Origin of the sequence: Streptomyces sp. NPDC096311 (genome assembly GCF_044763085.1) — a bacterium.
Taxonomy (GTDB): domain Bacteria; phylum Actinomycetota; class Actinomycetes; order Streptomycetales; family Streptomycetaceae; genus Streptomyces.
Map to the genome: position 1 here is coordinate 348,469 of NZ_JBIWFN010000009.1, position 26,409 is coordinate 374,877.

The 26,409-nt window shown below is 70.6% G+C and carries 26 protein-coding genes; 6 read left to right on the top strand and 20 right to left on the bottom strand.

Annotation, left to right across the window (positions count from 1 at the left end; all coding sequences use genetic code 11):
- Window positions 1-31 precede the first annotated feature (31 nt).
- The 11 genes from ACIRA5_RS24630 to ACIRA5_RS24680 form a co-directional block, all read right to left on the bottom strand.
- The gene (locus tag ACIRA5_RS24630) at window positions 32-598 is read right to left on the bottom strand and encodes a GNAT family N-acetyltransferase (RefSeq protein WP_099943443.1); all 567 of its coding nucleotides are present in this window, start codon (window positions 596-598) and stop codon (window positions 32-34) included.
- Window positions 576-2,831 carry an MMPL family transporter gene (locus ACIRA5_RS24635; RefSeq protein ID WP_403693751.1) on the bottom strand — a complete coding sequence of 752 codons (2,256 nt, stop codon included), beginning with the start codon at window positions 2,829-2,831 and terminating at the stop codon, window positions 576-578. The genes ACIRA5_RS24630 and ACIRA5_RS24635 overlap by 23 nt, the downstream gene beginning before the upstream one ends.
- A 245-nt stretch (window positions 2,832-3,076) precedes the next feature.
- Entirely contained in the window at window positions 3,077-4,594 is a 1,518-nt protein-coding gene (gene gatB, locus ACIRA5_RS24640) for an Asp-tRNA(Asn)/Glu-tRNA(Gln) amidotransferase subunit GatB (protein ID WP_403693753.1), read from the bottom strand.
- Window positions 4,595-4,610: 16 nt separating this feature from the next.
- Complete coding sequence (locus ACIRA5_RS24645) at window positions 4,611-4,853, bottom strand: hypothetical protein (RefSeq protein ID WP_352049348.1); 243 nt, start codon at window positions 4,851-4,853, stop codon at window positions 4,611-4,613.
- Complete coding sequence (gene gatA, locus ACIRA5_RS24650) at window positions 4,850-6,355, bottom strand: Asp-tRNA(Asn)/Glu-tRNA(Gln) amidotransferase subunit GatA (protein ID WP_403693755.1); 1,506 nt, start codon at window positions 6,353-6,355, stop codon at window positions 4,850-4,852. Before gatA ends, ACIRA5_RS24645 begins: the two co-directional genes overlap by 4 nt.
- Window positions 6,356-6,360: 5 nt before the next feature.
- Complete coding sequence (gatC, locus tag ACIRA5_RS24655; RefSeq protein ID WP_010984178.1) at window positions 6,361-6,657, bottom strand: Asp-tRNA(Asn)/Glu-tRNA(Gln) amidotransferase subunit GatC; 297 nt, start codon at window positions 6,655-6,657, stop codon at window positions 6,361-6,363.
- Window positions 6,658-7,107: 450 nt separating this feature from the next.
- Window positions 7,108-9,354, bottom strand: a complete 2,247-nt coding sequence (locus ACIRA5_RS24660) for a putative bifunctional diguanylate cyclase/phosphodiesterase (RefSeq protein WP_403693757.1) — start codon at window positions 9,352-9,354, stop codon at window positions 7,108-7,110.
- Between the two features lie 260 nt (window positions 9,355-9,614).
- Entirely contained in the window at window positions 9,615-11,810 is a 2,196-nt protein-coding gene (gene ligA, locus ACIRA5_RS24665; RefSeq protein WP_403693759.1) for an NAD-dependent DNA ligase LigA, read from the bottom strand.
- Between the two features lie 15 nt (window positions 11,811-11,825).
- Complete coding sequence (locus ACIRA5_RS24670) at window positions 11,826-12,821, bottom strand: methionine synthase (protein WP_403693761.1); 996 nt, start codon at window positions 12,819-12,821, stop codon at window positions 11,826-11,828.
- Window positions 12,818-13,516 carry an SDR family oxidoreductase gene (locus ACIRA5_RS24675; protein ID WP_352049343.1) on the bottom strand — a complete coding sequence of 233 codons (699 nt, stop codon included), beginning with the start codon at window positions 13,514-13,516 and terminating at the stop codon, window positions 12,818-12,820. The genes ACIRA5_RS24670 and ACIRA5_RS24675 overlap by 4 nt, the downstream gene beginning before the upstream one ends.
- A 7-nt stretch (window positions 13,517-13,523) precedes the next feature.
- Window positions 13,524-14,063 (bottom strand): TIGR00730 family Rossman fold protein, encoded by a 540-nt coding sequence (locus ACIRA5_RS24680; protein WP_403693763.1) that lies wholly within the window; start codon window positions 14,061-14,063, stop codon window positions 13,524-13,526.
- Window positions 14,064-14,113: 50 nt separating this feature from the next.
- Between ACIRA5_RS24680 and ACIRA5_RS24685 the strand changes: the two genes are divergently transcribed.
- Window positions 14,114-14,437, top strand: a complete 324-nt coding sequence (locus tag ACIRA5_RS24685) for a DUF427 domain-containing protein (protein ID WP_403693765.1) — start codon at window positions 14,114-14,116, stop codon at window positions 14,435-14,437.
- A 108-nt stretch (window positions 14,438-14,545) separates the two neighbouring features.
- On the opposite strand, the gene mnmA is transcribed toward ACIRA5_RS24685, so the two are convergent.
- Entirely contained in the window at window positions 14,546-15,673 is a 1,128-nt protein-coding gene (gene mnmA / locus ACIRA5_RS24690) for a tRNA 2-thiouridine(34) synthase MnmA (protein WP_351304051.1), read from the bottom strand.
- A gap of 296 nt (window positions 15,674-15,969) precedes the next feature.
- On the opposite strand from mnmA, the gene ACIRA5_RS24695 reads away from it, so the two are divergent.
- Window positions 15,970-16,668, top strand: a complete 699-nt coding sequence (locus ACIRA5_RS24695; protein ID WP_403693766.1) for an N-acetylmuramoyl-L-alanine amidase — start codon at window positions 15,970-15,972, stop codon at window positions 16,666-16,668.
- A 260-nt stretch (window positions 16,669-16,928) separates the two neighbouring features.
- Complete coding sequence (locus ACIRA5_RS24700) at window positions 16,929-18,422, top strand: multicopper oxidase family protein (protein ID WP_403693767.1); 1,494 nt, start codon at window positions 16,929-16,931, stop codon at window positions 18,420-18,422.
- Between the two features lie 37 nt (window positions 18,423-18,459).
- Here ACIRA5_RS24700 and ACIRA5_RS24705 read toward each other — a convergent pair whose 3' ends face one another.
- The 3 genes from ACIRA5_RS24705 to ACIRA5_RS24715 all read right to left on the bottom strand — a co-directional run bounded on the left by ACIRA5_RS24705 (window position 18,460) and on the right by ACIRA5_RS24715 (window position 20,258).
- Window positions 18,460-19,629, bottom strand: a complete 1,170-nt coding sequence (locus ACIRA5_RS24705; RefSeq protein ID WP_403693768.1) for a cysteine desulfurase family protein — start codon at window positions 19,627-19,629, stop codon at window positions 18,460-18,462.
- A gap of 109 nt (window positions 19,630-19,738) precedes the next feature.
- Window positions 19,739-20,068, bottom strand: a complete 330-nt coding sequence (locus ACIRA5_RS24710) for a DUF4190 domain-containing protein (protein ID WP_403693770.1) — start codon at window positions 20,066-20,068, stop codon at window positions 19,739-19,741.
- Between the two features lie 22 nt (window positions 20,069-20,090).
- A complete protein-coding gene (locus ACIRA5_RS24715; protein ID WP_095852481.1) occupies window positions 20,091-20,258 on the bottom strand; it encodes a hypothetical protein in 168 nt (55 codons plus the stop codon).
- A gap of 144 nt (window positions 20,259-20,402) precedes the next feature.
- Here ACIRA5_RS24715 and ACIRA5_RS24720 point away from each other — a divergent pair, with 144 nt between their 5' ends.
- Window positions 20,403-21,029 (top strand): TetR family transcriptional regulator, encoded by a 627-nt coding sequence (locus ACIRA5_RS24720; RefSeq protein ID WP_403693772.1) that lies wholly within the window; start codon window positions 20,403-20,405, stop codon window positions 21,027-21,029.
- Between the two features lie 47 nt (window positions 21,030-21,076).
- Here ACIRA5_RS24720 and ACIRA5_RS24725 read toward each other — a convergent pair whose 3' ends face one another.
- Window positions 21,077-21,463 (bottom strand): hypothetical protein, encoded by a 387-nt coding sequence (locus ACIRA5_RS24725; protein WP_403693774.1) that lies wholly within the window; start codon window positions 21,461-21,463, stop codon window positions 21,077-21,079.
- Between the two features lie 125 nt (window positions 21,464-21,588).
- Window positions 21,589-21,942 carry a WYL domain-containing protein gene (locus ACIRA5_RS24730; protein ID WP_403693776.1) on the bottom strand — a complete coding sequence of 118 codons (354 nt, stop codon included), beginning with the start codon at window positions 21,940-21,942 and terminating at the stop codon, window positions 21,589-21,591.
- A gap of 15 nt (window positions 21,943-21,957) precedes the next feature.
- On the opposite strand from ACIRA5_RS24730, the gene ACIRA5_RS24735 reads away from it, so the two are divergent.
- Window positions 21,958-22,080 carry a hypothetical protein gene (locus ACIRA5_RS24735; protein ID WP_403693778.1) on the top strand — a complete coding sequence of 41 codons (123 nt, stop codon included), beginning with the start codon at window positions 21,958-21,960 and terminating at the stop codon, window positions 22,078-22,080.
- Here the strand turns inward: ACIRA5_RS24735 and ACIRA5_RS24740 are convergent.
- Entirely contained in the window at window positions 22,073-22,933 is an 861-nt protein-coding gene (locus ACIRA5_RS24740) for a thioesterase family protein (protein ID WP_403693780.1), read from the bottom strand. The genes ACIRA5_RS24735 and ACIRA5_RS24740 overlap by 8 nt on opposite strands.
- Window positions 22,934-23,147: 214 nt before the next feature.
- Here ACIRA5_RS24740 and ACIRA5_RS24745 point away from each other — a divergent pair, with 214 nt between their 5' ends.
- A complete protein-coding gene (locus tag ACIRA5_RS24745) occupies window positions 23,148-24,377 on the top strand; it encodes an alpha/beta hydrolase (RefSeq protein WP_403693873.1) in 1,230 nt (409 codons plus the stop codon).
- Here the strand turns inward: ACIRA5_RS24745 and ACIRA5_RS24750 are convergent.
- Complete coding sequence (locus tag ACIRA5_RS24750) at window positions 24,277-24,942, bottom strand: trimeric intracellular cation channel family protein (protein ID WP_352049333.1); 666 nt, start codon at window positions 24,940-24,942, stop codon at window positions 24,277-24,279. The genes ACIRA5_RS24745 and ACIRA5_RS24750 overlap by 101 nt on opposite strands.
- Window positions 24,943-24,989: 47 nt before the next feature.
- On the bottom strand, window positions 24,990-26,381 hold the full coding sequence (locus ACIRA5_RS24755; protein ID WP_403693783.1) for a M1 family metallopeptidase: 1,392 nt from the start codon (window positions 26,379-26,381) through the stop codon (window positions 24,990-24,992).
- Between the last annotated feature and the right edge of the window lie 28 nt (window positions 26,382-26,409).

Consider the following 26,409-nt stretch of genomic DNA (forward strand, 5'->3'; position numbering starts at 1 on the left):
TCTTAATGATCGTTGTGAGCGACGACCAAGATCATCGTTGCTCACGCGCGCGTGCCGCCCGCCACTCGGGCGCGAGCACCGACCACACCTCCATGTCGAGGCGTACACCCCGGTGGGGGTAGCTCTCCCGCAGCACCGCGTCCCGGGTCATACCGAGCCGCCGGGCGCCGTTCACGCTCGGCACGTTCGCGGAGGCGGCGATCCACTCCACCCGATGGATCCCGCGCTCCTCGACCGCCCAGTCGATGAGGATCCGCATCGCCCTGGTGACCAGACCTCTTCCGGTGCCGGCGGGTTCCAGCCAGCAGCCGACCTCGCAGTTGCCGTGCTCGGCGTCGAAGTTCAGGAAGAGCACCCCGCCGACGAGCTTCCCCTCCAGCCACAGGCCGTGCAGGGACCCGGTGTCGGCGGCGCGCATGTCGGCGTACCGCTGGAGCGTCTCGCGCGCGGAGGGCACATCCGTGGCCTTGGACCCGAAGGGGATGTACTGCCCGATGAACTCCCTCCCCCGGTCCAGGTGCGCAAGGAACTCCTCCGCGCGCCAGGGCTCCAGGGGCCGCAGTTCCGCGCCGTCGTCACCCAGGGATATCGCGTACATCCCGTTGCCGCTCCTTCTCCAGCTCGTCCTCCAGTACGTCCGCCACCTCGGCGTCCGTCGCAGCGGCCAGCCTCTCATGGGCGACGCGGCACTCGGGCGGCTCGACGCTGATGCGCGGCAGCCACCGGTCGAGCCGGCGGGGCAGCCACCAGTTGGCGCCGCCGAGCAGATGCATGAGGGCGGGGACGAGCAGGGAGCGCAGGACGAAGGCGTCGAGGGCGACGGCGGAGGCGAGGGCGATGCCGAACATCGCGATGACGCGGTCGCCGCTGAGCACGAAGGCGAGGAAGACCGAGATCATGATGACGGCGGCGGAGTTGATCACCCGGCTGGTCTCGGCGAGCCCGACCCGGACGGCACGCCGGTTGTCGCCGGTCTCCAGCCACTCCTCGTACATCCGGCTGACCAGGAAGACCTGGTAGTCCATGGAGAGCCCGAAGAGGACCGACACCATGATCACGGGAAGGAAGGGTTCGATCGGACCCGCGCGGCCGAGGCCCAGCAGCTCGCTCCCCCAGCCCCACTGGAAGATCGCGACGACCACCCCGAACGCGGCGGCCACGGCGGCGATGTTCATCACGGCGGCCTTCAGCGGGATACCGAGCGAGCGGAAGGCGAGCAGGAGCAGGGCACAGCCGAGGCCGATGACGACGCCCACGAAGAGGGGCAGCCTGCCGACGATGACGGCGGCGAAGTCGTCGTAGCTCGCGGTCACCCCGCCGACGCGCACGTCGAGCCCGCTGCCCGCCTCGACGCGTGGCAGCACCTCGGTGCGCAGCCGGTCCACGAGGTCGCTGGTCTTCTGGGACTGCGGCGCGGAGTCCGGGACGACGGTGAGGTACGCGGTGTCGCCTCCGGTGTCGTACGTCACCGGGGTCATCGAGGCGAACCCGGCGGTCGCCCGGAGCGTGCTGTCCAGACTGTCGAGGGCGAGCCTGTCCTCGGCGCCGCCGACGCGGGTGATCAGGGTCAGCGGCCCGTTCACGCCCGGCCCGAAGCCCTTGGCGAGGAGGTCGTACGCCTGCCGGGTCGTCGCCGACCTGGGGTTGTTGCCCTGGTCGGAGGTGCCGAGGTGGAGGGAGAGCGTGGGCAGCGCGAGCAGCGCCATGACGACCACGGCGACCGCGCCGAGCAGCTTGGGGTGGCGCTCCACGAACACCGACCAGCGGGCGGCGAGTCCGGTGGGGAGCTCCGGCTGGGGCCCGTGCTCGTACAGCCTGCGCCGCTCGCGTCGGCTGAGGGCTCGCGGCCCGATGAAGGACAGCAGGGCGGGCAGCAGGGTCACGGAGGCCGCGACGGTGAGGACCACGGTCAAGGAGGCCGCGATCGCCACACCGTTCAGGAAGCTGAGCCGCAGGATGAGCATGCCGAGCAGGGCGATACAGACGGTGGCGCCCGCGAAGACGACCGCGCGGCCGGTGGTGGCGACGGCGTTGCGGGCCGCCTCGGCCACGGCCAGCCCGCGTTTCAGCCCGCGCCGGTGCCGGGTCACGATGAACAGCGCGTAGTCGATGCCGACGCCGAGGCCGATCAGCATGCCGAGCATGGGCGCGAAGTCGGCGACCATCATCGCGTGCCCCAGGAGCACGATCGAGGCGTACGCCGTCCCGACGCCGACCAGGGCGGTGGCGATGGGCAGCAGGGAGGCGGCGAGCGAGCCGAAGGCGAGGAAGAGCACCACGGCGGCCACGCCCACGCCGACGACCTCGGCGAGGTGACCGCCGGAGGACTCCGTGAGCCCGATGGCGCTGCCGCCCAACTCCACCTGGAGCCCGTCGGTCTCGGCGGCCTCGGCGGCGTCGACGACGGCCTGTGCCTCGCTCCTGGAGAGGTTGTCGGCCTGGTCGTCGAAGGTGACGGTGGCGTACGCCGTACGTCCGTCGCCGCTGATCCGGTCCGTGCCCTGCCCTTCGTAGGGGCTGACGACGGAGGCCACGCCGGGCAGCGCGGCGATCTCGTCGAGGGCGCGGGTCATGGTCTGTTCGACGGCGGCGGAGCGGACGGTACCGGGGCCGGTGCGCCACACGACGGTGTCGCTGTCGCCGCCGAGACCGGGGAAGCCCTGCCGCAGAAGCCGGTCGGCGCGGCTCGATTCGGTGCCGGGGACCTCGTAGTTGTTCGAGTACGCGGAGCCCGCGACGGCCGCGGCGGCGCTCACCCCGCCGAGGGCGAGGAGCCACAGCAGAACGGTGACGAGGCGGTGCCGTACGCACCAGCGTGCAAGGGCTGCCAACGGACAAGCTCCCTGAGTGATTTATGGATCTTTACCGGGAGTTGCCCGCAAAGAACGCATGACGAATACGTCATCACTCTTGCAGCCAGAAGCGACCGTTCATCTCATTCGTGGATCTGCTCACGAGAGTGCGAGTTAGTTCACACGACAATCCGATGAACTCTGTCGCACCAAGGGGCCCCGAGCACGCCTGAGGGGATGCATCGGAGCCGATGCATCCCCTCAGGTGGGTACTTGACGGGTACTCAGCCCTCGCTGACGCCCAGCTTCTCCAGGATGAGTTCCTTGACGCGGGCCGCGTCGGCCTGGCCACGGGTGGCCTTCATGACCGCGCCGACCAGGGCGCCGACCGCGGCCACCTTGCCGCCGCGGATCTTGTCCGCGACGCCCGGGTTGCCGGCGATGGCCTCGTCGACGGCGGCGGTCAGCGCACCCTCGTCCGAGACGACCTTCAGACCGCGCTGGTCGACGACCTCGTCCGGAGTCCCCTCGCCCGCGAGCACGCCCTCGATGACCTGGCGGGCGAGCTTGTCGTTCAGGTCTCCGGAGGCGACGAGCTGCGTCACCCGGGCGACCTGCGCCGGAGTGATGGGCAGGTCCTCCAGGGCCTTGCCCGACTCGTTGGCGCTGCGCGCCAGTTCACCCATCCACCACTTACGGGCGGACGCGGCGTCCGCACCGGCCCCGATCGTGGCGACGATCGGGTCGATGGCACCGGCGTTCAGGATCGACTGCATGTCGTGCGCCGAGACACCCCACTCCCCACGGAGGCGGTTACGACGCGCGAGCGGCTGCTCGGGCAGGCCCGCCCGCAGCTCCTCGACCCACTCGCGGGACGGGGCGACGGGGACGAGGTCGGGCTCCGGGAAGTACCGGTAGTCCTCGGCCTCCTCCTTCACGCGGCCCGAGGTCGTGGACCCGGTGTCCTCGTGGAAGTGGCGGGTCTCCTGGATGATCGTGCCGCCGCTGCCCAGAACCGCGGCGTGCCGCTGGATCTCGAAGCGGGCCGCACGCTCCACGGAGCGCAGCGAGTTGACGTTCTTCGTCTCGGAGCGCGTGCCGAACTTCTCGCGGCCGTGCGGGCGCAGCGACAGGTTCACGTCGCAGCGCATCTGGCCCTGCTCCATGCGGGCCTCGGAGACGCCGAGCGCCTTGATGAGCTCGCGCAGCTCGGCGACGTACGCCTTGGCGACCTCGGGAGCGCGCTCGCCCGCACCCTCGATCGGCTTGGTGACGATCTCGATGAGGGGGATGCCCGCGCGGTTGTAGTCGAGCAGGGAGTGCGAGGCGCCGTGGATGCGGCCGGTGGCGCCGCCGACGTGCAGCGACTTGCCGGTGTCCTCCTCCATGTGGGCGCGCTCGATCTCCACGCGGAAGACCTCGCCGTCCTCCAGCTGTACGTCGAGGTAGCCGTTGAAGGCGATCGGCTCGTCGTACTGGGAGGTCTGGAAGTTCTTCGGCATGTCCGGATAGAAGTAGTTCTTCCGGGCGAAGCGGCACCACTCGGCGATCTCGCAGTGCAGCGCGAGGCCGATCTTGATGGCGGACTCGACGCCGGTCGCGTTGACGACGGGCAGCGAGCCGGGCATGCCGAGGCAGGTCGGGCAGGTCTGCGAGTTGGGCGCGGCGCCCAGCTCGGTGGAACACCCGCAGAACATCTTGGTCTTGGTACCGAGCTCGACATGGACTTCGAGGCCCATGACGGGGTCGTACGTCGCGAGAGCGTCCTCGTACGACACCAGCTCGTCGGTCGTGGTGGTCACGGTGAAAACTTCCCTCTCAGCCCAGCAGGACGTCGTCGTCGCCCAGGCGCCTGAGCTCCCGGTAGAGGATGGCGAGGCCGGTGACGATGGCGGCGGCGGACACGGCCGCGTCGATGAGGCGCAGCGTGTCGTGCTCCGAACGGGCCTTCTTGGCCTGCTTGGCGACGCCGATCGCACCGAACGCGGTGCTCGCGATGGACAGGTACGTGCCGGACTTGGACTTCTTGAAGCCCTTGGCCTTGGTCAGAGCCTTACTCACAACGACGGAGCCTCCTCGAGCAGCGGGTGGCCCCACTTTTCCACGAAGGCGGCCTCGACCGCGGCGCCGACCTTGTACAGCCGGTCGTCCTTCATCGCGGGGGCGATGATCTGCAGACCGACCGGGAGGTTGTCCTCCGGCGCGAGACCGCAGGGCAGCGACATGGCGGCGTTGCCCGCCAGGTTGGTCGGGATGGTGCACAGGTCCGCGAGGTACATCGCCATCGGGTCGTCGGCGCGCTCGCCGATCGGGAAGGCGGTGGTGGGCGTCGTCGGGGAGACGATGACGTCGACCTTCTCGAACGACTTCTCGAAGTCGCGCGTGATGAGCGTACGGACCTTCTGGGCGCTGCCGTAGTACGCGTCGTAATAGCCGGAGCTGAGCGCGTACGTGCCGAGCATGATGCGGCGCTTGACCTCGGGGCCGAAGCCCGCCTCACGGGTGAGGGAGGTGACCTCCTCGGCCGACTTCGTGCCGTCGTCGCCGACCCTGAGGCCGTAGCGCATGGCGTCGAAGCGGGCGAGGTTCGACGAGCACTCGGACGGGGCGATGAGGTAGTACGCCGCCAGCGCCAGGTCGAAGGACGGGCAGTCCAGCTCGACGATCTCGGCGCCGAGCTCCTTGAGCAGGGCGACGGCCTCGTCGAAGCGCTGCACGACACCGGCCTGGTAGCCCTCGCCGCGGAACTGCTTGACGACACCGACGCGCATGCCGGCGACGGAGCCGTTGCGGGCCGCCTCGACGACCGGCGGGACCGGGGCGTCGATGGAGGTGGAGTCGAGCGGGTCGTGGCCCGCGATGACCTCGTGCAGCAGCGCGGCGTCCAGGACCGTACGGGCGCAGGGGCCGCCCTGGTCGAGGGAGGAGGAGAACGCGACCATGCCGTACCGCGACACCCCGCCGTACGTCGGCTTGACGCCGACCGTGCCGGTGACGGCGGCGGGCTGGCGGATGGAACCGCCCGTGTCCGTACCGATGGCGAGGGGCGCCTCGAACGAGGCGAGCGCGGCGCTCGACCCGCCGCCGGAGCCGCCGGGGATACGGGTGAGGTCCCAGGGGTTGCCGGTGGGGCCGTACGCGCTGTTCTCGGTGGAGGACCCCATGGCGAACTCGTCCATGTTGGTCTTGCCGAGGATGACGACGTCGGCGGCCTTCAGCTTCGCGGTGACCGTCGCGTCGTACGGCGGGATCCAGCCCTCGAGGATCTTCGAACCGACGGTCGTCGGGATGCCCTCGGTGGTGAAGATGTCCTTGAGCGCGAGCGGCACACCGGCGAGGGGGCCGAGCTTCTCGCCCCGCTCCCGCTTCGCGTCCACGGCGCGGGCCTGTGCGAGGGCGCCCTCGCGGTCGACGTGCAGGAAGGCGTGCACCTTCTCGTCGACGGCCTCGATCCGGGCGAGGTGAGCCTCGGTGACCTCGACGGCCGTGAGCTCGCCCGCGGCGATCTTCGCGGCGATCTCGGCCGCCGTCAGCTTGATGATGTTGACGTTGGTGTCCGTCATGGTGATTAGTCCTCCCCCAGGATCTGCGGCACCTTGAAACGCTGCTGCTCCTGGGCCGGGGCGCCGGAGAGCGCCTGCTCGGGGGTGAGCGACGGACGGACCTCGTCCGCGCGCATGACGTTCGTCAGCGGCAGCGGGTGAGAGGTCGGCGGTACGTCTTGGTCGGCGACCTCGCTGACGCGGGCGACCGCGCCGATGATGTCGTCGAGCTGGCCGGCGAAGTGGTCGAGCTCTTCGGCCTTCAGCTCCAGACGCGCCAGCCGTGCGAGGTGGGCGACCTCCTCGCGCGTGATGCCAGGCATGCAGCGATCCTCTGGGTGAGAGTGTGTGGTTTGGCCCAATCCTATGGGTCCGGGGCCGATGCCCGCGCACGGGTTTGCCTCAGGCCCCTCTCTCATCCGCACCACCCGTGACGGTTCGTGTACGAGGTGGAAGTCGCCGGTGGGGGTTCCTCGCCGTCGGCGCCGCCCCGTCCGGGACCGACACCACCCTCCAGAACCCGCGGACCGAACACGGCTGAGCGCGCAGCTCCCCGCGCCCCTGCCGGGGGCGCCTCCTCCGCCGTGATGAAGCTGCGGGCCGTCCGTGCCTGGCTGCGCAGCTCCCCGCGCCCTTGCCGGGGTGCGGACGCCGACGGCGCTGCACCTCCCCGGGAGAGCTCACCTTGTCGAGAGACCGCCACGGGCGGTGCGCGGGCTGGAGAACCGGGCGCACCCCCCACCGACCCGCACCCGACGAACAAGCCGGCGAAGCTACTCCGCGGCCGGCAGCGCGGCGCGCGGCCGCTGCCAGCCGCGCGACCCCCGCGCCAGCAGCCACGCCGTCGCCTCCTCTGGAGGCATCGCCGCCGCGACCAGCCACCCCTGCACCGCGTCACACCCGAGATCCCGCAACCGCTCCCACGTCTCGTCGTCCTCGACACCCTCCGCCACGACGAGCAGCCCCAGCGAATGTGCGAGATCGACGGTGCAGCGCACGATCTCCGCGTCCTCGTTGTCCACGGCGAGCCGCGCGACGAAGGACCGGTCGATCTTCAGCTCGCTCACCGGCAGCCGCCGCAGATGCACCAGCGAGGAGTACCCCGTACCGAAGTCGTCCAACGACATCTTCACGCCGTGCCCGGTCAGTCCGGCCAGCGTGTCCGCGGCCCGCTGCGGGTCCTCGAGGAGCACATGCTCCGTTATCTCCAGCTGCAACGCCCCCGCGGGGACCCCGTGCCGGGCGAGCCGCGCGGCGACCGAACCCGCGAAGCCGGGGGTGTGGACGTCCCGCGGGGACACGTTCACCGCGACCGGTACGCGCAGTCCCTGCGCCCGCCAGCGCGCGACCTGCGCGAGCGCCGTCTCCAGCACGTACTCGGTGAGGTGCGGCATCAGTCCGGACGACTCGGCGATCGCGATGAACTCGTCCGGCGGCACCTTCCCCCGCTCGGGATGCACCCAGCGGACCAGCGCCTCGAGCCCGGCCACCTGTCCGTCGAAGCGGACCTTGGGCTGATAGTGCAGTTCGACGTCACCGGCGTCCAGCGCCCGGCGCAGATCTCCCAGGAGACCGAGCCGGTCCGGTGTGTTCGAGTCCCGCTTGGACTCGTAGACCTCCACCCCCGTACGGTCCCGCTTGGCCTGGTACATCGCCACGTCCGCCCGTCGCAGCAGCCCCTCCGCGTCCAGCGCGTGGTCGGGGAAGACGGCGAGCCCGGCGCTGGCCTCCAGGACGAGGGTGAGTCCGTCGAGGTCGAGCGGCGAGCCGAGGGCGGCGACGAGATTGCGCGCGACCCGCGTGGCCGACGTGGTGGAGTCGGCGACGGGGAGTAACACGGCGAACTCGTCCCCTCCGAGCCGCGCGGCCTCCGCCCCGCGCGGCAGCGCCAGCCGCAGCCGGTCGGCTATCTGAAGGAGGAGCCGGTCACCGGCGAGGTGCCCCAACGTGTCATTCACCGAACGAAAGCGGTCGAGGTCGATCAGCATCAGGGCGGAACGCGCGCCGATGCGCTCGGCGTCGTCCAGAGCCGTCCAGGTCCGTTCGAGCAGCCACTGGCGGTTGGGCAGCCCGGTCAGCGGGTCGCGCAGTTGCTCCTCGGCCCGGACGCGGGCGATCCACAGGGTGGAGTCGAGCGCGATGAGGGGGATCGAGAACAGCGGCAGCAGCATCGGCTGGGCGATCGCGACCACGCAGATCAGCGGCGCGATACCGAGCAGCGCGACGGCGACCAGGCCCTGCCTGACCAGCGCCGTGCGGGTGGCGGTCGGCAGTCCGCCGGTGCCCGGCGCGTGCAGGTACCAGAGCAGGACGCGGGTGACCGCGAGATAGGCGGTCGCGACCAGCACCACCTGGGGTGCGGCGTAGAAGTTCCAGCTCTCCGGGTTCCAGGGCGCCTCCACGGACGGCACCCGCCCGAACATGGCGAGGACCAGCGCTCCGGCGCCGATGCCGAGGATGTCGACCGCGCCGTGCAACACCCCCTGGCGCCAGCGGCCTCGGCGCGCGGCGCCGACCAGCACGACGACGGTCAGACTGACCATCCCGGCGGCCACCCAGCCGTACAGCAGCAGGACCGCGAGGGTGAGCGCGGCGCCGGAGCCCGTGCCGCCCCACCAGCGGGCGCGGCCGAGGGCGACCAGATGGCCGACGATGATGCCGGTCAGTACCGCCAGCGACCAGCCGACCGCGCCGGACGGGAAGAGGGCGTGGTGGCCGCCGAACGCACGGTAGAAGCCGCCGCCGAGGACGAACGCGGCTGCCCCGACGACCGCGGCGGGCAGCGTGGGCCAGGAGAGGTGCCGTTCGGGTTCGTGACCGGACAGGTCCCCGCCACGCCCTGCGGCGAGCCTGTCGGCACCCGGGGCGGGGGCGGCTACGGTGAGGGGTGGTGCGGAGCCCTGCCCGCCCGTGCCGGGGCGCTCCGACGCACGCCCCGTCCGGAGGCCGGCCCTCCACGCGCCGGTCATCCGGCGCAGGCGCAGCCGTGAGTCCGGGGCGGCGCTCTCGGTCGGTTCCATTCCCGTCCCTCTCACAGCCGGCGGTGCCCACGCCACGCGGCCCGTTGCCGGCGACAACTGCCAACGGCACCGCGTCTGAAAACCCTTCCCCAGACTCTTGCGGAGCAGGGGATGCCCCAACCGCAGCTGGGCACGGCAGGCGCACACCTCAACAGTAGGCCGCAGAAGGCTTCTACGGGCAGCGGTCGACGACGGTTGCCCGAATGCGACCCGGCCACCCGTATGCATCTGATATGCGCCGAACGGGTGGCCTTCAACCGCTACTCCTCGGTCGGGAGGGCGACTTCCGCGGCGGCCTCCGGTCCCTGTTCGAGCAGAACGGCGAAGCCGTCCTCGTTCAGAACCGGCACCTTCAGCTGCATCGCCTTGTCGTACTTGGATCCCGGATTGTCGCCCACCACCACGAAAGACGTCTTCTTCGAGACCGAACCGGTCACCTTCGCTCCCCGGCTCTGAAGGGCCTCCTTCGCGCCGTCCCGCGTGTGGTGTTCGAGCGTGCCGGTGACGACGACGGTGAGTCCTTCGAGCGGCCGGGGACCCTCGTCCTCGCCGGAACCCTCGTCCTCCGTACGGACGCCCGCCACCCGCCACTTGCGGAGGATCTCGCGGTGCCAGTCCTCCGCGAACCACTCCTTGAGCGAGGCGGCGATGATCGGGCCGACTCCCTCGGTGGTGACGAGCTCCTCCTCGGTGGCCTGCTCGATGCGGTCGATGGAGCGGAACTCGCGCGCCAGCGCCTCCGCCGCGACCGGCCCGACATGACGGATCGACAGGCCGGTCAGGATCCGGGCGAGCGGGCGCTCCTTGGCTGCCGCGATGTTGTCCAGCATCGCGATCGCGTTCTTGTTGGGCTCGCCCTGCTGGTTGGCGAAGACCGTGGCGACCTTCTCCTCGCCGGTCTTCGGGTCGCGCTTGGGCAGGCCGCTGTCCTGGTCGAGGACGTACGCCTTGATGGGCAGCAGCCGCTCGATGGTGAGGTCGAAGAGGTCACCCTCGTCGGCCAGCGGCGGTTCGGCCGGCTCCAGCGGCTTGGTGAGGGCCGCCGCCGCCACATACCCGAAGTGTTCGATGTCGAGTGCCTTGCGGCCCGCGAGATAGAAGAGACGCTCACGCAACTGGGCCGGGCACGAGCGCGCGTTCGGGCAGCGCAGGTCGACGTCGCCCTCCTTCATCGGCCGCAGCGGCGTACCGCACTCGGGGCACTCGGCGGGCATCACGAACTCGCGCTCGCTGCCGTCCCGCAGGTCGACGACCGGGCCGAGGATCTCGGGGATGACGTCACCGGCCTTGCGCAGCACCACCGTGTCCCCGATGAGGACGCCCTTGGCCTTCACCACGTCCTGGTTGTGCAGGGTGGCGAACTCGACCTCCGAGCCGGCCACCGTGACCGGCTCGACCTGCGCGTACGGCGTGACGCGGCCCGTGCGGCCGACGCCGACCCGGATGTTGACGAGCTTGGTGTTGACCTCCTCGGGCGCGTACTTCCAGGCGATGGCCCAGCGCGGCGCGCGCGAGGTGGAGCCGAGGCGGCCCTGCAGCGGGATCTCGTCGAGCTTGACGACGACTCCGTCGATCTCGTGCTCCACGGAGTGCCGGTTCTCGCCGTAGTACGCGATGAACTCCCGTACGCCGTCGAGGTCGTCGACCACCTTCGCGTACCGCGTGGTCGGCAGGCCCCAGGAGTGCAGCAGCGCGTACGCCTCGGAGAGGCGGGCGAGGCCCTCGAAGCCCTCCAGGGCGCCGATTCCGTGGACCACCATGTGCAGCGGCCGGCTCGCGGTGACGCGGGGGTCCTTCTGGCGCAGCGAACCCGCCGCCGCGTTGCGCGCGTTGGAGAAGGGCTTGTCGCCGGCCTCCACCAGGCGGGCGTTGAGCTGCTCGAACTTCTCCATCGGGAAGTAGACCTCGCCGCGGATCTCCACCAGGTCCGGCACGTGGTCACCATGGAGGCGGTCCGGAATCTCCGCGATCGTGCGCACATTGGGCGTGATGTCCTCGCCCGTGCGGCCGTCGCCGCGGGTCGCCGCGCGGATGAGGCGGCCGTGCTCGTAGGTCAGGTTGACCGCGAGGCCGTCGACCTTCAGCTCGCACAGGAAGTGGTGGTCCGAGGCGCCCACGTCCTTGGCGACGCGCTCGGCCCAGGCCGCCAGCTCCAGGTCGCTGAAGGCGTTGTCCAGCGAGAGCATGCGTGAGCGGTGCTGGACGGAGGTGAACTCGGTCGCGTACGCGCCCGCGACCTTCTGGGTCGGGGAGTCGGGGGTGCGCAGCTCGGGATACCGCTCCTCCAGGGCCTCCAGCGACCGCAGCAACCGGTCGAACTCCGCGTCGCTGACGACCGGCTGGTCCTTCACGTAGTACCGGAAGCGGTGCTCCTCGATCTGCTCAGCGAGCTGCGCGTGCTGCTCCCGTGCCTCGGCGGGCAGGGAATGGGGCTGTGCGTCCTTGTCGCCGGCCACCGTGTTGTCCTCCCGTTACTCTGGGTTGTCCGCGAGGGATCTCGCCGCCCGGGCGCAGTGGGCGAGTGCCCGGCGCGCGTACTCCGGGGAAGCGCCCGCGAGTCCGCACGACGGGGTGACCGTGACCGCCTCCGCGAGAAGACCCGGATGCAGCCCCAGCCTGCGCCACAGCGTCCTGACCCCCATGACGCTACCGGCAGGGTCTGACAATGGTCCGTCCGTGCCCGGCACGACACCGGCGAACAGCCGGGTGCCGCCCTCCACCGCCTCACCGATCGCATCGTCGTCACGCTCGGTGAGCAACGAGAAGTCGAAGGAGATGGCGGCGGCCCCCGTCCTGCGCAGCAGCGCGAACGGTACGTCGGGTGCGCACGAGTGCACCACGACCGGGCCGTCGGTGTGCACCCCGACGACGTCCCGCAGCGTCGCCTCCACCCGTTGCCGGTCGACGGCGCGGTGGGTGCGGTAGCCGCTGGCGGACTTCACCTGGCCGCGCAGCACCGCGATGAGCGAGGGCTCGTCGAGCTGCAGCACGATCTGGGCGCCGGGCACCCGCCGCCGTACCTCGTCGAGGTGCGTGCGCAGCCCCTCGGCGAGCGATCCGGCGAGGTCCCGGCAGGCGCCGAGGTCGGAGAGCGCCGCCTCGCCGCCCCGCAGCTCCAGCGCGGCGGCCAGCGTCCAGGGGCCCACGGCCTGTACCTTGAGCGGCCCCTCGTAGCCCTGGGTGAACTCCTCCAGCGCGTCGAGGTCCTCGCCGAGCCAGGACCTGGCCCGCTTGGTGTCGCGCCCCGGCCGGTCCCCGATCCGCCAGCCGCTGGGCTCCACGCGCGCGTAGAGCTCGACCAGCATCCCGGCGGTCCGTCCGAGCATGTCCGCGCCGGGTCCCCGGGCGGGCAGTTCGGGCAGGAACGGGAAGTCCTCGAAGGATCCGGTCACGGTCTTGGCGGCCTCGCGGGCATCGCCGCCGGGCATGGATCCGACCCCGGTGGCGGGGCCCCAGGTGAAGCTCATCGTCCCGGCCGCACGGTCAGGTCGTTGACCTCCGCGTCGCGCGGCAGGTCGACGGCCATCAGGATCGTCGTCGCGACGGACTCCGGGTCGATCCACTTCGAGGCGTCGTACTCCTTGCCCTCCTGCTGGTGGACCTTCGCCTGCATGGGGCTCGCCGTCCGGCCGGGGTAGACGGAGGTCACCCGGACGCCGTTCGCGTGCTCCTCGTGGCGCAGGGAGTCCGCGAGGGCCTTCAGGCCGTGCTTGGAGGCGGCGTACGCGGACCAGTCGGCGCCCGCGGCGAGGCCGGCGCCGGAGTTCACGAACACGACGTGGCCCTGGGCGACGCGGAGTTGCGGCAGGAAGTGGCGGGTCAGCTCGGCGGGGGCGATCAGGTTGACGTTGAGCTGGTGACGCCAGGACTTGGGGGTCAGCTCCCCGACGGGGCCGAGGTCGACGACGCCCGCGATGTGCAGGAGCGAGTCGACGCGCTCGGGCAGGGACTGGTGCGAGAACGCCCACGAGAGCTTGTCCGGGTCCGCCAGGTCGCCGACCAGGGTCCGGGCCCCGGGGAACTCGGCCGCCAGTTCCTTCGCGCGGCCCGCGTCGCGCGCGTGGAGAACGAGGTCGTCCCCGCGCGCGTGCAGACGGCGGGCGACGGCCGCGCCGATGCCGGAGCCCGCCCCGGTGATCACATGTGTAGCCATGGACGCCATGCTCGCATCACCGGGTGCCCACACTCTCCTCCAGGTAGGCCAGCGCGCCCACCGGCTCCTCGGCGAAGAACACCAGGTCGGTGAGCGGGCACGGCAGGAAGCCCTCGGCCTCCATGCGGCGGAACTGCTCCTTCAGGCCGTCGTAGAAGCCCGCCGTGTTGAGCAGGACGACCGGCTTGTCGGTCTTCCCGTGCTTCTTCAGTTCCAGGATCTCGGTCGCCTCGTCGAGGGTCCCGGTGCCGCCCACCATGATCACGACGGCGTCGGCCTTGGCCAGGAGCAGCGCCTTGCGCTCGGCGAGGTCCCGGGCGATCACCATCTCGTCGGCGCCCGCCCGCGCCTTGGCCGCCAGGAAGTCCACGGAGACGCCCAGCAGCCGTCCGCCTGCCTCCTGCACCCCGTCCGCGACCACCTTCATCAGCCCGACGTCGGAGCCGCCCCACACCAGCGTGTGGCCGCCCTTGCCGAGGAGCTCGGCGAACTCGCGGGCGGGACGGGTGTAGCGGTCGTCGAGGTCGGCGGCGGAGAGGAAGACGCAGATATTCATGTGCCTACGGTACGAGGGAAGAACCCGGGTCCCACGCGCGCTGTACGGGTATGGCCAATGGACACACGATCACGATCGAACAGGGCACGGAGCGGGTACGCGTCGTGCACGGCGACCAGGTGCTGGCGGAGAGCGACCGGCCCCTGGTGCTGCGCGAGACCGGCTGTCCCGTGCGCTACTACCTACCGGCCGAGGACGTCCGCCTCGACCTGCTGACGACCTCCGACACCCACACGCACTGCCCCTTCAAGGGCGACGCGTCCTACTGGTCCCTGCCCGACGCCCCCGACCTCGTCTGGTCCTACCCCGACCCCAAGCCGGACGTCGAGCGGATCAAGGACCACTTCTGCTTCTACGAAGTCCAAGTGGCGTAACCCACGAGTCCCGTGCCCGGCAGCGGGTCGGGCCACTTCGGGGCCGTCACCTACGACCGCCGGGGCGGCGCGGCGCTCTACGTCATCTCGTCGGGCGGCGCGCCGGCCCTAGACGCTCGCCGTCGCGCGCGTGGTCGTCGCGATCGTCGCCGAGCCCACCACGCGCGTGCCGTCGTACAGGACGATCGCCTGGCCGGGGGCGACGCCGCGGACCGGCTCGGTGAACGTGACCTCGAGTTCGCCGTCGACCAGCTCGGCCGCGACCTCCGTCTCGCCTCCGTGGGCGCGGAGTTGCGCGGTGTAGGTGCCCGGGCCGGTGGGCGCGGCGCCGCACCAGCGGGGCTTGATGGCGGTCAGCCCGCTGACATCGAGGGATGCCGCAGGACCCACGGTCACCGTGTTGTTCACCGGCGAGATGTCCAGGACGTAGCGCGGCTTGCCGTCCGCGGCCGGGGTGCCGATGCGCAGCCCCTTGCGCTGCCCGATCGTGAAGCCGAACGCGCCCTCGTGGGAGCCGATGACCGACCCGGACTCGTCGACGATGTCGCCCTCCGCCTTGCCCAGGCGGTTCGCCAGGAAGCCCTGGGTGTCGCCGTCGGCGATGAAGCAGATGTCGTGCGAGTCGGGCTTCTTGGCGACGGCCAGGCCCCGGAGCTCCGCCTCCGCGCGGATCTCGTCCTTCGTCGTCACCGTGTCACCCAGCGGGAACAGCGCGTGGGCGAGCTGGCGGTCGTCGAGGACACCGAGGACGTACGACTGGTCCTTGGCCATGTCCGAGGCCCGGTGCAGCTCGCGCGTGCCGTCCTCGTTCACGATCACCTGGGCGTAGTGGCCCGTGCAGACCGCGTCGAAGCCGAGCGCGAGCGCCTTGTCGAGCAGGGCGGCGAACTTGATCTTCTCGTTGCAGCGCAGGCACGGGTTGGGGGTGCGCCCGGCCTCGTACTCGGCGATGAAGTCCTCGACCACGTCCTCGCGGAAGCGCTCGGCGAGGTCCCACACGTAGAACGGGATGCCGATGACGTCCGCGGCGCGGCGGGCGTCGCGCGAGTCCTCGATGGTGCAACAGCCTCGCGCGCCCGTGCGGAACGATTGCGGGTTGGCGGAGAGCGCGAGGTGCACGCCCGTCACGTCGTGACCGGCTTCCGCCGCGCGGGCGGCGGCGACGGCGGAGTCCACGCCGCCGGACATGGCGGCGAGGACGCGGAGGGGGCGGGGGCGCTGCGAGGTCTCAGTCATAGCCCCTCCAGAGTACGGGGCCGCGGGAACCGAAGCCCGCGGGTATCCGTTGATGATCGCAACGGAGCCCGCTGCGGGACGGGCGGGCACGAAGGACGGGGGCGGACGCCATGAGTGGGGCCGCGGAGAACACCGAGGACACAGGCGACTCGGGAACCACCGAAGCCACAGGAAGCGTGGGAACCAGGGAGATCGCAGCCGGCACAGGGACCACGGGAACCACGGAAGCCACAGGGGCTGTGGGCACCACGGGGATCACTGGAGCCGGGGAATCCACCGGGAGCAGCGGGGGCGGCGTGGGCGCGAGCGGGACCGAGGGACGTGCCCGCCGGGACCGTGACCGGCGGATCGGACGGCGGACGCTGCTGATCGGTGGCGCCGCGGCCGCCGTGGGCACGGCGGTGCTCGCACGCGGTGAGCTCGGCCACCTGTGGTGGCGGCTGCCCGGCGTCGAAAAGCCGCGGGTGGCGGGAGCCGTCGACTTCCGGGGCGCACAGTGGGTGGCCGCCTCGTCGGCGAACTGGCGGCGGGCGGACCGGCCCGACGACTACGGGATAGACCGGGTCGTCATCCACGTCACCCAGGGCAGCTACCGAAGCGCCGTGAAGGTCTTCCAGGACCCGGCACACGGCGCCGCCGCGCACTACATCGTGCGCAAGGACGGGCACGTCACCCAGATGATCCGCGAGCTGGACGTGGCCTTCCACGCGGGCAACCGGGGGTACAACGAGCGGAGCGTCGGCATCGAGCACGAGGGCTTCGTGGAGCGCGCCTCGTCGTTCACGGACGCCATGTACGCGGCCTCGGCGCGGCTGACGGCCGCGATCTGCGGGCGGTACGGCATTCCCGTCGACCGTGCGCACATCATCGGACACGTCGAGGTGCCGGGCACCGACCACACGGACCCCGGGCGGTACTGGGACTGGGACCGGTACATACGGCTCGTACGGCAGGCCCGCACCGCGGCGGAGCCGACGCGCACAGCCGGGGCGTAGCCGCCGGAGAGCGCTTTCGACGCGCGCTCACAGACAGCGGCGCACAGGGCTCACGTCACCTAATCGTGATGCTGTGAGGCACCGCGGGACGGGCCTGTCCCTTGCGTCCCGTGCTGCCGATGTGACCAGCGACACGTCAACTCTCGCTGTTGCCAGGGGAGTTGATCCTGACTTTAAGTCATCGGATTTCACAGCGACGACGGCGTTCTCCTAACTCCGGCCCAGTCTTTACATAGCCCTTAGGCCGAGAGTCCACCGCTATGACTCACACCACGGGCAACACCCCGCGCAAGACCACGGGCAAGGGCATGCACCGCCGCAAGTTCCTCGGCGGGATGGCCGGAGCGGGCATCGCGGCGGTGACCGCCGGCGGCACGGCCATCGCCTTACTGACGAACGCGACGCAGAACAAGGCGCACGCCGCGGGCACCACGCTGACCATCCCCGACCTGCTGGAGGGGACCACCACGGACGGCACCACGACGTACACCCTGGAGGCGAAGACCGGCACCAGCGAGGTGCTCAGCGGAGTGACCAGCACGACCGCGGGCTACAACCAGTCGTTCCTCGGCCCCACCATGAGGTGGACCTCGGGCGACACCGTCCTGCTGAACATCACCAACAGCCTCACCGAGGACACCACCGTCCACTTCCACGGCGCGCACGTCCCGCCCGGCATGGACGGCGGCCCGCAGAACGCCTTCGCCGCGGGGAAGACCTGGTCGCCCACCTTCACGGTCAAGGACGAGGCGAAGACGCTCTGGTACCACCCGCACGCCCTGGGCACCACGGCGGAGCAGGCCACCCACGGCCTCGCGGGCATGATCATCGTCGAGGACGACTCGGACGCGTCCGCGGCCCTGCCCAGCACCTACGGCACCGACGACATCCCGATCATCCTGCAGTGTCTGGCCACGGACAGCGCGGGAGACATCAAGTACAACCTGAGCGGCTACCTCAGCAACGGTCTCAGCTTCCCGCTGCTGTGCAACGGCACGAACGTCGACGACACCACGCTCTCCTTCACCGCCACCAAGAAGCGCACCCGCTTCCGGCTGCTCAACGCCTCGCCTTCCGACATCCTCACCATCCAGCGCAGCGACGGCGCGACGCTCACCCAGATCGCCACCGACCAGGGCTATCTGACCGAGGCCACCGAGGTGGCGTCGATCCGGCTGGTGGCGGGCGCGCGGGCCGAGTTCGTCATGGAGCTCAGCGACGCGGTGACGTTGGAGGCCGTGGTGACGACGGGCTGGGTGCGCGGCGGCAGCGGGACGTACGAGTTCCTGACCGTCACCCCCGACACGTCGGACACTCCGGAGACCCTGCCGACCCTCAACACCATCACCCGCTACGACACCAGCGACTTCACCGCCCGGACGATCACGCTCGGTCAGAGCGGCACGACGATGACGATCAACGGCTCCGCCGGGACGAGCATGTCCTCGATGGCGATGATCAGCACCACCCTGGGGGCCGAGGAGGTGTGGACGGTCAAGAACAGCACGCAGCTTGAACACTCGTTCCATCTGCATGATGTGCCGTTCCAGCTGATCTCCATCAACGGGGAGGATCCGACGGGCGTCCAGCTGGGCTGGTACGACACGTTCGAGGTGGTGGGCGGCGGCTCCATCGAGATCGCGATGAAGTTCACCGACTTCTCGGACGACACCTATATGTACATGCTCCACTGCCATCTGCTGCAACACGAGGACGAGGGCATGATGGCCTCCCTCATGGTGACGGACAGCTAGGACGACAGCCGGTGCGAGGTGAGCGAGCGCGGCGGTGTCAGGTCAGGCCCGCCGTCCGTGCCCGCTCTACCGCCGGGCCGATCGCCTTGGCCACCGCCTCGACGTCCGCCTCCGTGGAGGTGTGGCCGAGGGAGAAGCGCAGGGTGCCGCGGGCCAGGTCGGGGTCGGCGCCGGTGGCCAGCAGGACATGGCTGGGCTGGGCGACGCCCGCCGTGCACGCGGAGCCCGTGGAGCACTCGATGCCCTGGGCGTCCAGCAGAAGCAGCAGGGAGTCGCCCTCACAGCCCGGGAACGTGAAGTGCGCGTTGGCGGGCAGCCGGCCCCCGGTCGCGGGGTCACCGCCGAGGATCGCGTCGGGCACGGCAGCGCGTACGGCGTCGACCAGGTCGTCGCGCAGGGCGCCGATCTCGCGGGCGAACCACTCGCGCTGCTCGGCGGCGAGCCGCCCGGCGACCGCGAACGAGGCGATGGCGGGTACGTCGAGGGTGCCGGAGCGCACATGCCGCTCCTGGCCACCGCCGTGCAGCACCGGTACGGGCGTGTACTCACGGCCCAGCAACAGGGCGCCGATGCCGTACGGGCCGCCGATCTTGTGGCCGGAGACGGTCATCGCGGCGAGGCCGGAGGCGGTGAAGTCGACGGGCACCTGGCCGAAGGCCTGGACCGCGTCGGCGTGCAGCGGGATCCCGAACTCGGCCGTGACGTCGGCCAGTTCACGGACCGCCATCACGGTGCCGATCTCGTTGTTGGCCCACATGACGGTGACGAGGGCGACGTCGTCGGGGTTTCGGGCGATGGCCTCGCGCAGGACGTCCGGGCGGACGCGGCCGTAGGAGTCGACGGGCAGGTACTCGACCGTGGCGCCCTCGTGTTCGCCGAGCCAGTGGACGGCATCGAGGACGGCGTGGTGTTCGACCGGGCTCGCGAGGACCCGGGTGCGGGCCGGGTCGGCGTCGCGGCGGGCCCAGTACAGGCCCTTCACGGCGAGGTTGTCGGCCTCGGTGCCGCCGGAGGTGAAGACGACCTCGCTGGGGCGGGCGCCGAGGGCCTCCGCCAGGGTTTCCCGGGCTTCCTCGACCGTCCGCCGGGCACGGCGGCCGGCGGCGTGGAGGGAGGAGGCGTTGCCCGTGACGCTCAGCTGGGCGGTCAGCGCCTCTACCGCCTCGGGAAGCATCGGTGTGGTCGCGGCGTGGTCGAGGTAAGCCATGATGGGCCCGATTCTACGGGCCGTCCGTCCGCGTCCTCGGCCCCCGTCCGGGTAGCCGCCCGTCCGCTCCTCGTTCCGCCGTGGAGCGAACGCCTCGTTCGGCGGCGGCTCAGAAGTTCCAGGACACCGTGCTGTCGAACTGCATGAACGCCACCAGCACCAGCAGATCGGCGATGCCGAGGCCCAGGCCGAGGAAGGCGCGGCCACGGCGGGCGGTGCCGCGCCAGAGGGCGACAGAGGCCAGGGCGATGGCGATCGGGCCCAGGAAGACGTTCAGGACCAGCAGGCCGAGGAGGCCGAGGATGAAGGAGGCGACGGCCATGCCGTCGGCGTCCTTGGCGCCGGTCGCGCGGGTGGGCGCGTCGGGCGCGGTCGCGGCGGGCTTGGCTGCGGCGGGCTTCGTCGCGGTGGTGAGGTGGGTTCGCTCGGTGAGTTCCATGACGTGAATCAGCTCCCAACGATCAGTTGGTGGAGGTGTGGCGCCGGCGGGCGTTGCGCTCGCGGACCGCGAAGACGGCCAGCCAGACGCCGATGACGACCGCGGCGACGAGGGTGACGGGCAGCGGGGCGTGGGCTACGGAGCCCATCACGACACCCAGCAGCAGGAGGGCGGCGACGAGGAACAGCATGAGGTGCCTCTCGACAGTGAACCCCGATTGTTTCGGGGACTTGACGACTCAGTGAACGGTTGTAGTAACAGTTGTTCACTGACTCCAGAGTCTAGCGCGTCGCCCGGCTTTTCAATTACAGAGAACAGTTGTTAACTGCATGGTATGAGTCACACTCTCGGCATCCGGCAGGCCCAGAAGCAGAAGACCCGTCAGGCGCTCCTGGACGCGGCGTTGGAACTGCTGGAGGAACAGAGCCTGAGCAGCCTGGGTCTGCGCGAGGTCACCCGCGCCGTCGGAGTCGCGCCGACCGCCTTCTACCGGCACTTCCGCTCGACGGAGGACCTCGGCGTGGCGCTGGTCGAGGAGGCGCTCGGCAGTCTGCACCCGATGATCGGGGACACGGTCTCCGCGGCCGGCGACAGCGCCGGACGCATCGAGCGCGCGGTCGACCTGATCGCCCATCATGTCCAATCCCATCCCGCGCACGTCCGTTTCATCGCGCGCGAGCGGCACGGCGGCGTCCAGCGGGTGCGACAGGCGATCAGGGAGCAGCTCGAGCGGTTCGCCGAGGAGGTGAAGGTCGAGCTGGCCAAACACCCCGAGTCGGAGGGGTGGAGCGACGACGACCTGCTGATGCTCGCGGGGCTGTACGTCGACCAGATGCTCATGACGGCCTCGCTCTATCTGGAGGCGCTGGAGGCGTCCGAGAAGGAGCGGGAGCGGGTGACCCGTGTCGCGACCTGCCAGATGCGGCTGATCGCCATCGGCCGTCGCAACTGGCTGGGGTGACGCACCCGAGTATCGAGTACGTCACCCCTGAGAGAACCGGGACGGGCTCAGCCCTGTGCCGCCTGCCCGCTGGGCTGCCCGCTCGGCTGCCCCCCGCCGCCCGGGCCGCCGCCGCAGCCGCCCTGACCGTTGCCCTGACCGCCGCCCTGGCCACCACCCGGACCGCCGGACGGCATGCCCGAGGGACCGCCGGAGGGCATCGTGCCGGTGGGCATGTTCGACGGTGTCCCGGAGGGCGAGCCCGTGGGCATCCCGGAGCGCCCGCCGCTCGGCATGCCCGACGGGCCTCCGCTCGGCATCCCCGAGGGCCGCTGACAGTTCTGGCTCGAGTCGCCGCTGTTCGAGGACGACGAGTCGCCCGAGCCGCAGGCCGCCAGCAACGGCGAGAGCGCCAGCAGGGCCACGGCGGGGACGAGTCGGGCACGACGGTTCATGAGGTAACTCCCAGTCAAGTCACGTGGACCGGTTGATGAAGGCCGGATGAGTGCGGGATGAGCGGTGGACAGAGGACCAGATCCACGTAGGGCCGCGCTGTGCCGAACCTGTGGTTACCTGTGGGTCAACTTCCCTCGCGCGGGGCGCGATCCCCGCCGTACACCGCACCGATCGCGGCCGCCGCCCCGGCCAGTTCCGCCCGCGCCTCCGGCGGCGACAGCACCTCCACCATGTCCACGAAGGCCAGCAGCGTGCGTGCCTCGCGGACGACGCCGTACGACAGGTGCGCGAGGACCCACTCGCTCTCGCCGTCGTCCTCCGGAAGCGCCGTGAGGGAGGCCGCGTTGAGCCTGAGGAACAAGTCGAGGCGGGAACGCCGTACCCGAACTGTGACATCGAGACCGCCCGGCCGCTCCACGACCTGGCGCCGCAACACCTCCCGGACGTCACCGAGTTCGACGCCCGGGCGCCGCTTCACGGGATCGCCCGGCGCGTGCTGCCGTACGAGCGGCGCGACGACGAGGAACTGCCGTTCGGCTCGGCGGTGCCGGCCCCCGAAGGGGCCGACGCCTACGGACGGCTCGCGGCCTACCTGGGCCGGCGACCGCTCAGCTGAGCCGGACCCGGGCGAGTTGTCGGGACTGCGCGACCAGCCGGTCCGCGCTGTCCCACACCTCGGCGTCCTCCTCCAGGAAGCCGCCGGCGAGGTTGCGGGTGGTGATCGACACCCGCAGCGGGCCCGGCGCCGGACGGCAGCGCACATGGACCGTCAGTTCGACCGTCGGCACCCAGCCGGAGATGCCGAGCTCGAAGGCGGTGGGCGGCAGCGCGTCCACCGCGAGGAGCAGCGAGAGGGGGTCGGGGTCGCGGCCGTCGGCGAGCCCGAACCAGGAGCGCATCTCGCCCTTCCCGGAAGGCGCCCCCAGGGCCCAGCCGAGGGTCGCGGGGTCGAGCTTGAGCATCAGCCGCTCGGTGATGGCGGAGCTGCCCTCGACGGGCGCCGGGCCGTCCTGCGGCCCGAAGCAGTGCTCCATGGGCGGGATCGCGGGAGGTGTCGCCGTGGTGCGGACGTCGTCGGGCAGGGCGTCGAGATCGCCGTACGAGGCGAGTACGCGGATCCGTTCGACCTCGCGGCCCTCGTCGTCGTACTGGAAGAGCGAGGCCTGACCGGTCGACAGGGTCCGCCCCGTCCGGACGACGTCCGTTCGGACCACAGCCGGGCCGGGTTGCGACGCGGTCAGATAGTGGGCGGAGACGGTGAACGGGTCACTGTGCGGCAGGGCCTCGGAAAGGGCGCGGCCCAGGACGGCGAGCAGATAACCGCCGTTGACGGCGCTGATGATGGTCCATCCGGCGGACAGGTCGATGTCGTAGACGCCGGGTTCGCGCAGGGTGACCGCGGTGTCGCGGTCGAACTCGCTGTCACCGATCGCGGCGCGCGCGGCCTGTGCGGTAGCTGCTTCTGACATGTCTGAACGGTACAACAGGTAATTACTAAGCGGTAGCTTTTACTGTTTCCGGCATGTGAACCCCGTCACCCGGGAGTGAGGTTTCGGCAATTTCTTAGTAAGTGTCCGAACTCTTCCGTGAACCAACGGCATCGGATCCCCCTCTCCAAGGACATAGAACCCGATGCAGCTGCAGACCGTTGATCCGGCCCGTCACAGGAAGACCGCACCCATCGTGAGCCTCACCGGAACGTCGTTCCTCCTCACCACGATCATCCTGGTCGCGGTCGCCCTGATCCTGCCCCTCGTGCTGTGGTCACGCATTCCCGGCCCCGCGTTGGTACGCAGCGCGGCCCGGATGGTGATGCTGCTGTTCGCCCAGGGCACCGCGATCACCCTCGTCTTCGTGCTCGTGAACAACGCCAACAGCCTGTACGACAATTGGGCCGACCTGCTCGGCACGGGCAACCACGTGCGGGCGGCCGCCAACCTCGGCCGTGACGGCACCGGCGGCATCTCGCTGCGCAAGCTCCCCAAGGTCCGCCAGACGTTCTCGGCGGCCGACGGCCCCGGCATGTCCCAGGCGGGCGGTGTGAAGGTCACCCAGCTGCACGGCCAGGTGTCGGGGGTGGACGCGGAGGTCTACGTCTGGCTGCCGCCGCAGTACAACGAGCCCGCCTACCGCAACCGGAAGTTCCCCGTCGTGGAGCTGCTGCCCGGCTATCCGGGCTCGGCGAAGGCGTGGTTCGGTTCGCTGAAGGTGCATGAGCAGTTGCTGCCGCTGATGCGTGACGGGCAGGTCGCGCCGTTCATCCTGGTGGCGCCGCGCACGAATCTGCTGGCCAAGACCGACACCGGTTGCGCGAACGTGCCCGGCAAGGTGAACGCCGACACCTGGCTCAGCATCGACGTGCCGAAGATGGTGATGGACAACTTCCGGGCGAAGTCCGCGCCGGACGGCTGGGGCGTGGCCGGCTACTCGGCCGGGGCGCACTGCGCGGCCAAGCTCGCCGTCGCTCACCCCGACCGCTACCGGGCCGCGGTGAGCATGTCCGGGTACAACGACCCGATCGGGGAACGCAACTCGCTCGCGGCGCGGAGCCTGACGCTGCGCCGGGAGAACAATCCCTACCTGCTGCTCAAGTCCTACCGCACGCCGCCCCGCATCTCCCTCTACGTCTCCGGCGAGGCGCACGACGGCTACGAGGCCGGCGCGGCGCTCCAGTCGATCGCGAAGGCACCGACGAGCGTGCAGGTGGTGCTGCTGCCGCGGAGCGCGGGCGGCCACAACATGGCCCTGTGGCGGCCGCAGATCCCGGAGACCTTCCGTTGGCTGACCCTGCAGATCGGGCCGGGGGCGCACGCTAAGGAGTCTCCGACTCCGTCGCCGTCGACCGGCGGTGCCAAGCACGCGGCGCTCGCCAGTGGTACCGCATCGCAAGCAGCCGCAGGACGAAAGCGGTGACGGCCGCGACCCCGCTGGTGAACGGGGACAGCGCGTCGTAGCGGATGCACAGGACCACCATCGTGGCGCCGACGATCGCCGGGACCGCGTACAGATCACGGTCCCAGCGCAGCAGTGAGGGCACCTCGTTGGCGAGGACGTCGCGCAGCACACCGCCGCCGACCGCGGTGGCCAGGCCCAGGGCGGCGGACGGGGTCAGGCCGAGGCCGTACTCGTACGCCTTCGTGGTGCCCGCGACGCAGAACAGGCCGAGTCCGGCCGCGTCGAAGACGTTGACCGCGACCTGGATGCGCTCCACCTCCGGGTGAAGGAAGAACACCAGCAGGGCGGCGAGCAGCGGGGTGCTGAAGTAGCCGAGGTCGGTGAACGCGGCCGGGGGTACGGCCCCGATGACCATGTCGCGGAACAGCCCTCCGCCCAGTGCGGTGACCTCGGCGAGGACGGCGATGCCGAAGACGTCGAAGTTCTTGCGGACGGCCAGCAGGGCGCCGGAGATCGCGAAGACGAAGATCCCCACGAGGTCGAGCACATGCTGGACGGAGGGGGTGAACAGTTCCTGAAGCACCCGGACATTCTTACCCGTCGCGGGGCTCACACCTTACAAAGAAAGGCCTACAGGGTTGGTTTCCCTGTGGTGAACAGCCAGGTCTGGAAGAGGTCGTCGAGCTGTCGTCCCGAGATCCTCTCGGCGAGGTGGATGAAGTCGGCGGTGTCGGCGTTGCCGTACTTGTGGAGCTTCGTCCAGGCGGGCAGCAGTCTGAAGAACGCGGTGTCGCCGATGCGCTCGCGCAGCATCTGGAGGGTCATCGCGCCGCGCTGGTAGACCGCCGAGGCGAACATGGTGTCGCGCTGCGGGTCGGCGACGACGGTCCCCCAGAAGGCGGAGTCCGCGGGCCGCGCGTTGTACCCGGCGAGGAAGGAGTCGTGCGCCGAGCGGATCCCCTTGTGCTCGGACCACAGCCACTGGGCGTAGGTCGCGAAGCCCTCGTTCAGCCAGATGTCCTTCCAGCGTTCCACCGACACGGAGTCGCCGAACCACTGGTGGGCCAGCTCGTGCACGATGGTCGACTCCGAGCGCACGGCGGAGTACGCGGGCTTCGACTGCACCTCCAGCGAGAACCCCGCCTGCGGCATGTCGTCGACGATGGCGCCGGTCTCCTCGAAGGGGTAGGGGCCGAAGACCTGCGACCAGTAGTCGGTGGCCTCGGCCGTCACCGCGTACACGTCGACGCTGTTGCTGCCCGCGAGCACCGGGTCGATGGCCACGTAGATCGGCGTCCCGGCCGGGGTCGTCCCCGTCTTCACGTCGAACTTCCCGATGGTCGCGGTCGCGAGGTAGGTCGCCATCGGCCTGCTCTCGCGCCAGTGCGCGACCGTGCTGTCGCCCTTGTCGTACGTCGATATCAGCCGCCCGTTGGAGACGCCCGTCAGGCCCTTGGGTGCCTTGATCCGGATGTCGTAGGTGGCCTTGTCGGAGGGGTGGTCGCTGGAAGGGAACCAGGTGGAGGCGGCGTTGGGCTCACAGGCGACGAAGACTCCGTCGGCGGTCTTCATCCACCCGTAGTCGGAGCCGAAGACGATGGGACCGTTGAGGGCCTCGGGGACGCCGCCGTAGGTGACGGTGACGGTGAAGGTGCTGCCCTTGCGGATCGCCCCGTGCGGGGTGATGTGGATCTCGTCGCCGTCGCGGGTGAAGTCGGCGCGTCTGCCGTTCACTTCGACGCGCGTGACCTCCAGTCTCTGGAGGTCGAGGTCGAAGGAGGAGAGGGACTGGGTGGCGCGGGCCGTGAGCGTCGTACGGCCGTCCAGGCGGTCGGTGTCCGGGTCGTACGCCACGTTCAGGTCGTAGTGGCGGGCGTCGAAGCCGCCGTTGCCGAGCTGGGGGAAGTAGGAGTCGCCGATGCCGTCGGCGCCCGGGGTCGGGGCGGAGGAGGCGGCGATGACGAGGAAGGAGGCCGCCGCGGTCGCGAGGGCCCCTAAACGTGCCGAACGGGAGAGTGCCATGAGCGTCCCTTTCGTACGTGTTCCGATC

Coding starts and splice junctions, on each gene's coding strand:
- mnmA (WP_351304051.1), bottom strand. CDS start 15,673: ATGACTGAGACCTCGCAGCGCCCCCGCCCCCTCCGCGTCCTCGCCGCC.
- ACIRA5_RS24675 (WP_352049343.1), bottom strand. CDS start 13,516: ATGGCGTCCATGGCTACACATGTGATCACCGGGGCGGGCTCCGGCATC.
- ACIRA5_RS24685 (WP_403693765.1), top strand. CDS start 14,114: ATGGCCAATGGACACACGATCACGATCGAACAGGGCACGGAGCGGGTA.
- gatA (WP_403693755.1), bottom strand. CDS start 6,355: ATGACGGACACCAACGTCAACATCATCAAGCTGACGGCGGCCGAGATC.
- ACIRA5_RS24670 (WP_403693761.1), bottom strand. CDS start 12,821: ATGAGCTTCACCTGGGGCCCCGCCACCGGGGTCGGATCCATGCCCGGC.
- ACIRA5_RS24755 (WP_403693783.1), bottom strand. CDS start 26,381: ATGGCACTCTCCCGTTCGGCACGTTTAGGGGCCCTCGCGACCGCGGCG.
- ACIRA5_RS24725 (WP_403693774.1), bottom strand. CDS start 21,463: ATGAACCGTCGTGCCCGACTCGTCCCCGCCGTGGCCCTGCTGGCGCTC.
- ACIRA5_RS24705 (WP_403693768.1), bottom strand. CDS start 19,629: ATGGCTTACCTCGACCACGCCGCGACCACACCGATGCTTCCCGAGGCG.
- ACIRA5_RS24715 (WP_095852481.1), bottom strand. CDS start 20,258: ATGCTGTTCCTCGTCGCCGCCCTCCTGCTGCTGGGTGTCGTGATGGGC.
- ACIRA5_RS24680 (WP_403693763.1), bottom strand. CDS start 14,063: ATGAATATCTGCGTCTTCCTCTCCGCCGCCGACCTCGACGACCGCTAC.
- ACIRA5_RS24660 (WP_403693757.1), bottom strand. CDS start 9,354: ATGGAACCGACCGAGAGCGCCGCCCCGGACTCACGGCTGCGCCTGCGC.
- gatC (WP_010984178.1), bottom strand. CDS start 6,657: ATGCCTGGCATCACGCGCGAGGAGGTCGCCCACCTCGCACGGCTGGCG.
- ACIRA5_RS24700 (WP_403693767.1), top strand. CDS start 16,929: ATGACTCACACCACGGGCAACACCCCGCGCAAGACCACGGGCAAGGGC.
- ACIRA5_RS24630 (WP_099943443.1), bottom strand. CDS start 598: ATGTACGCGATATCCCTGGGTGACGACGGCGCGGAACTGCGGCCCCTG.
- ACIRA5_RS24740 (WP_403693780.1), bottom strand. CDS start 22,933: ATGTCAGAAGCAGCTACCGCACAGGCCGCGCGCGCCGCGATCGGTGAC.
- ACIRA5_RS24710 (WP_403693770.1), bottom strand. CDS start 20,068: ATGGAACTCACCGAGCGAACCCACCTCACCACCGCGACGAAGCCCGCC.
- ACIRA5_RS24720 (WP_403693772.1), top strand. CDS start 20,403: ATGAGTCACACTCTCGGCATCCGGCAGGCCCAGAAGCAGAAGACCCGT.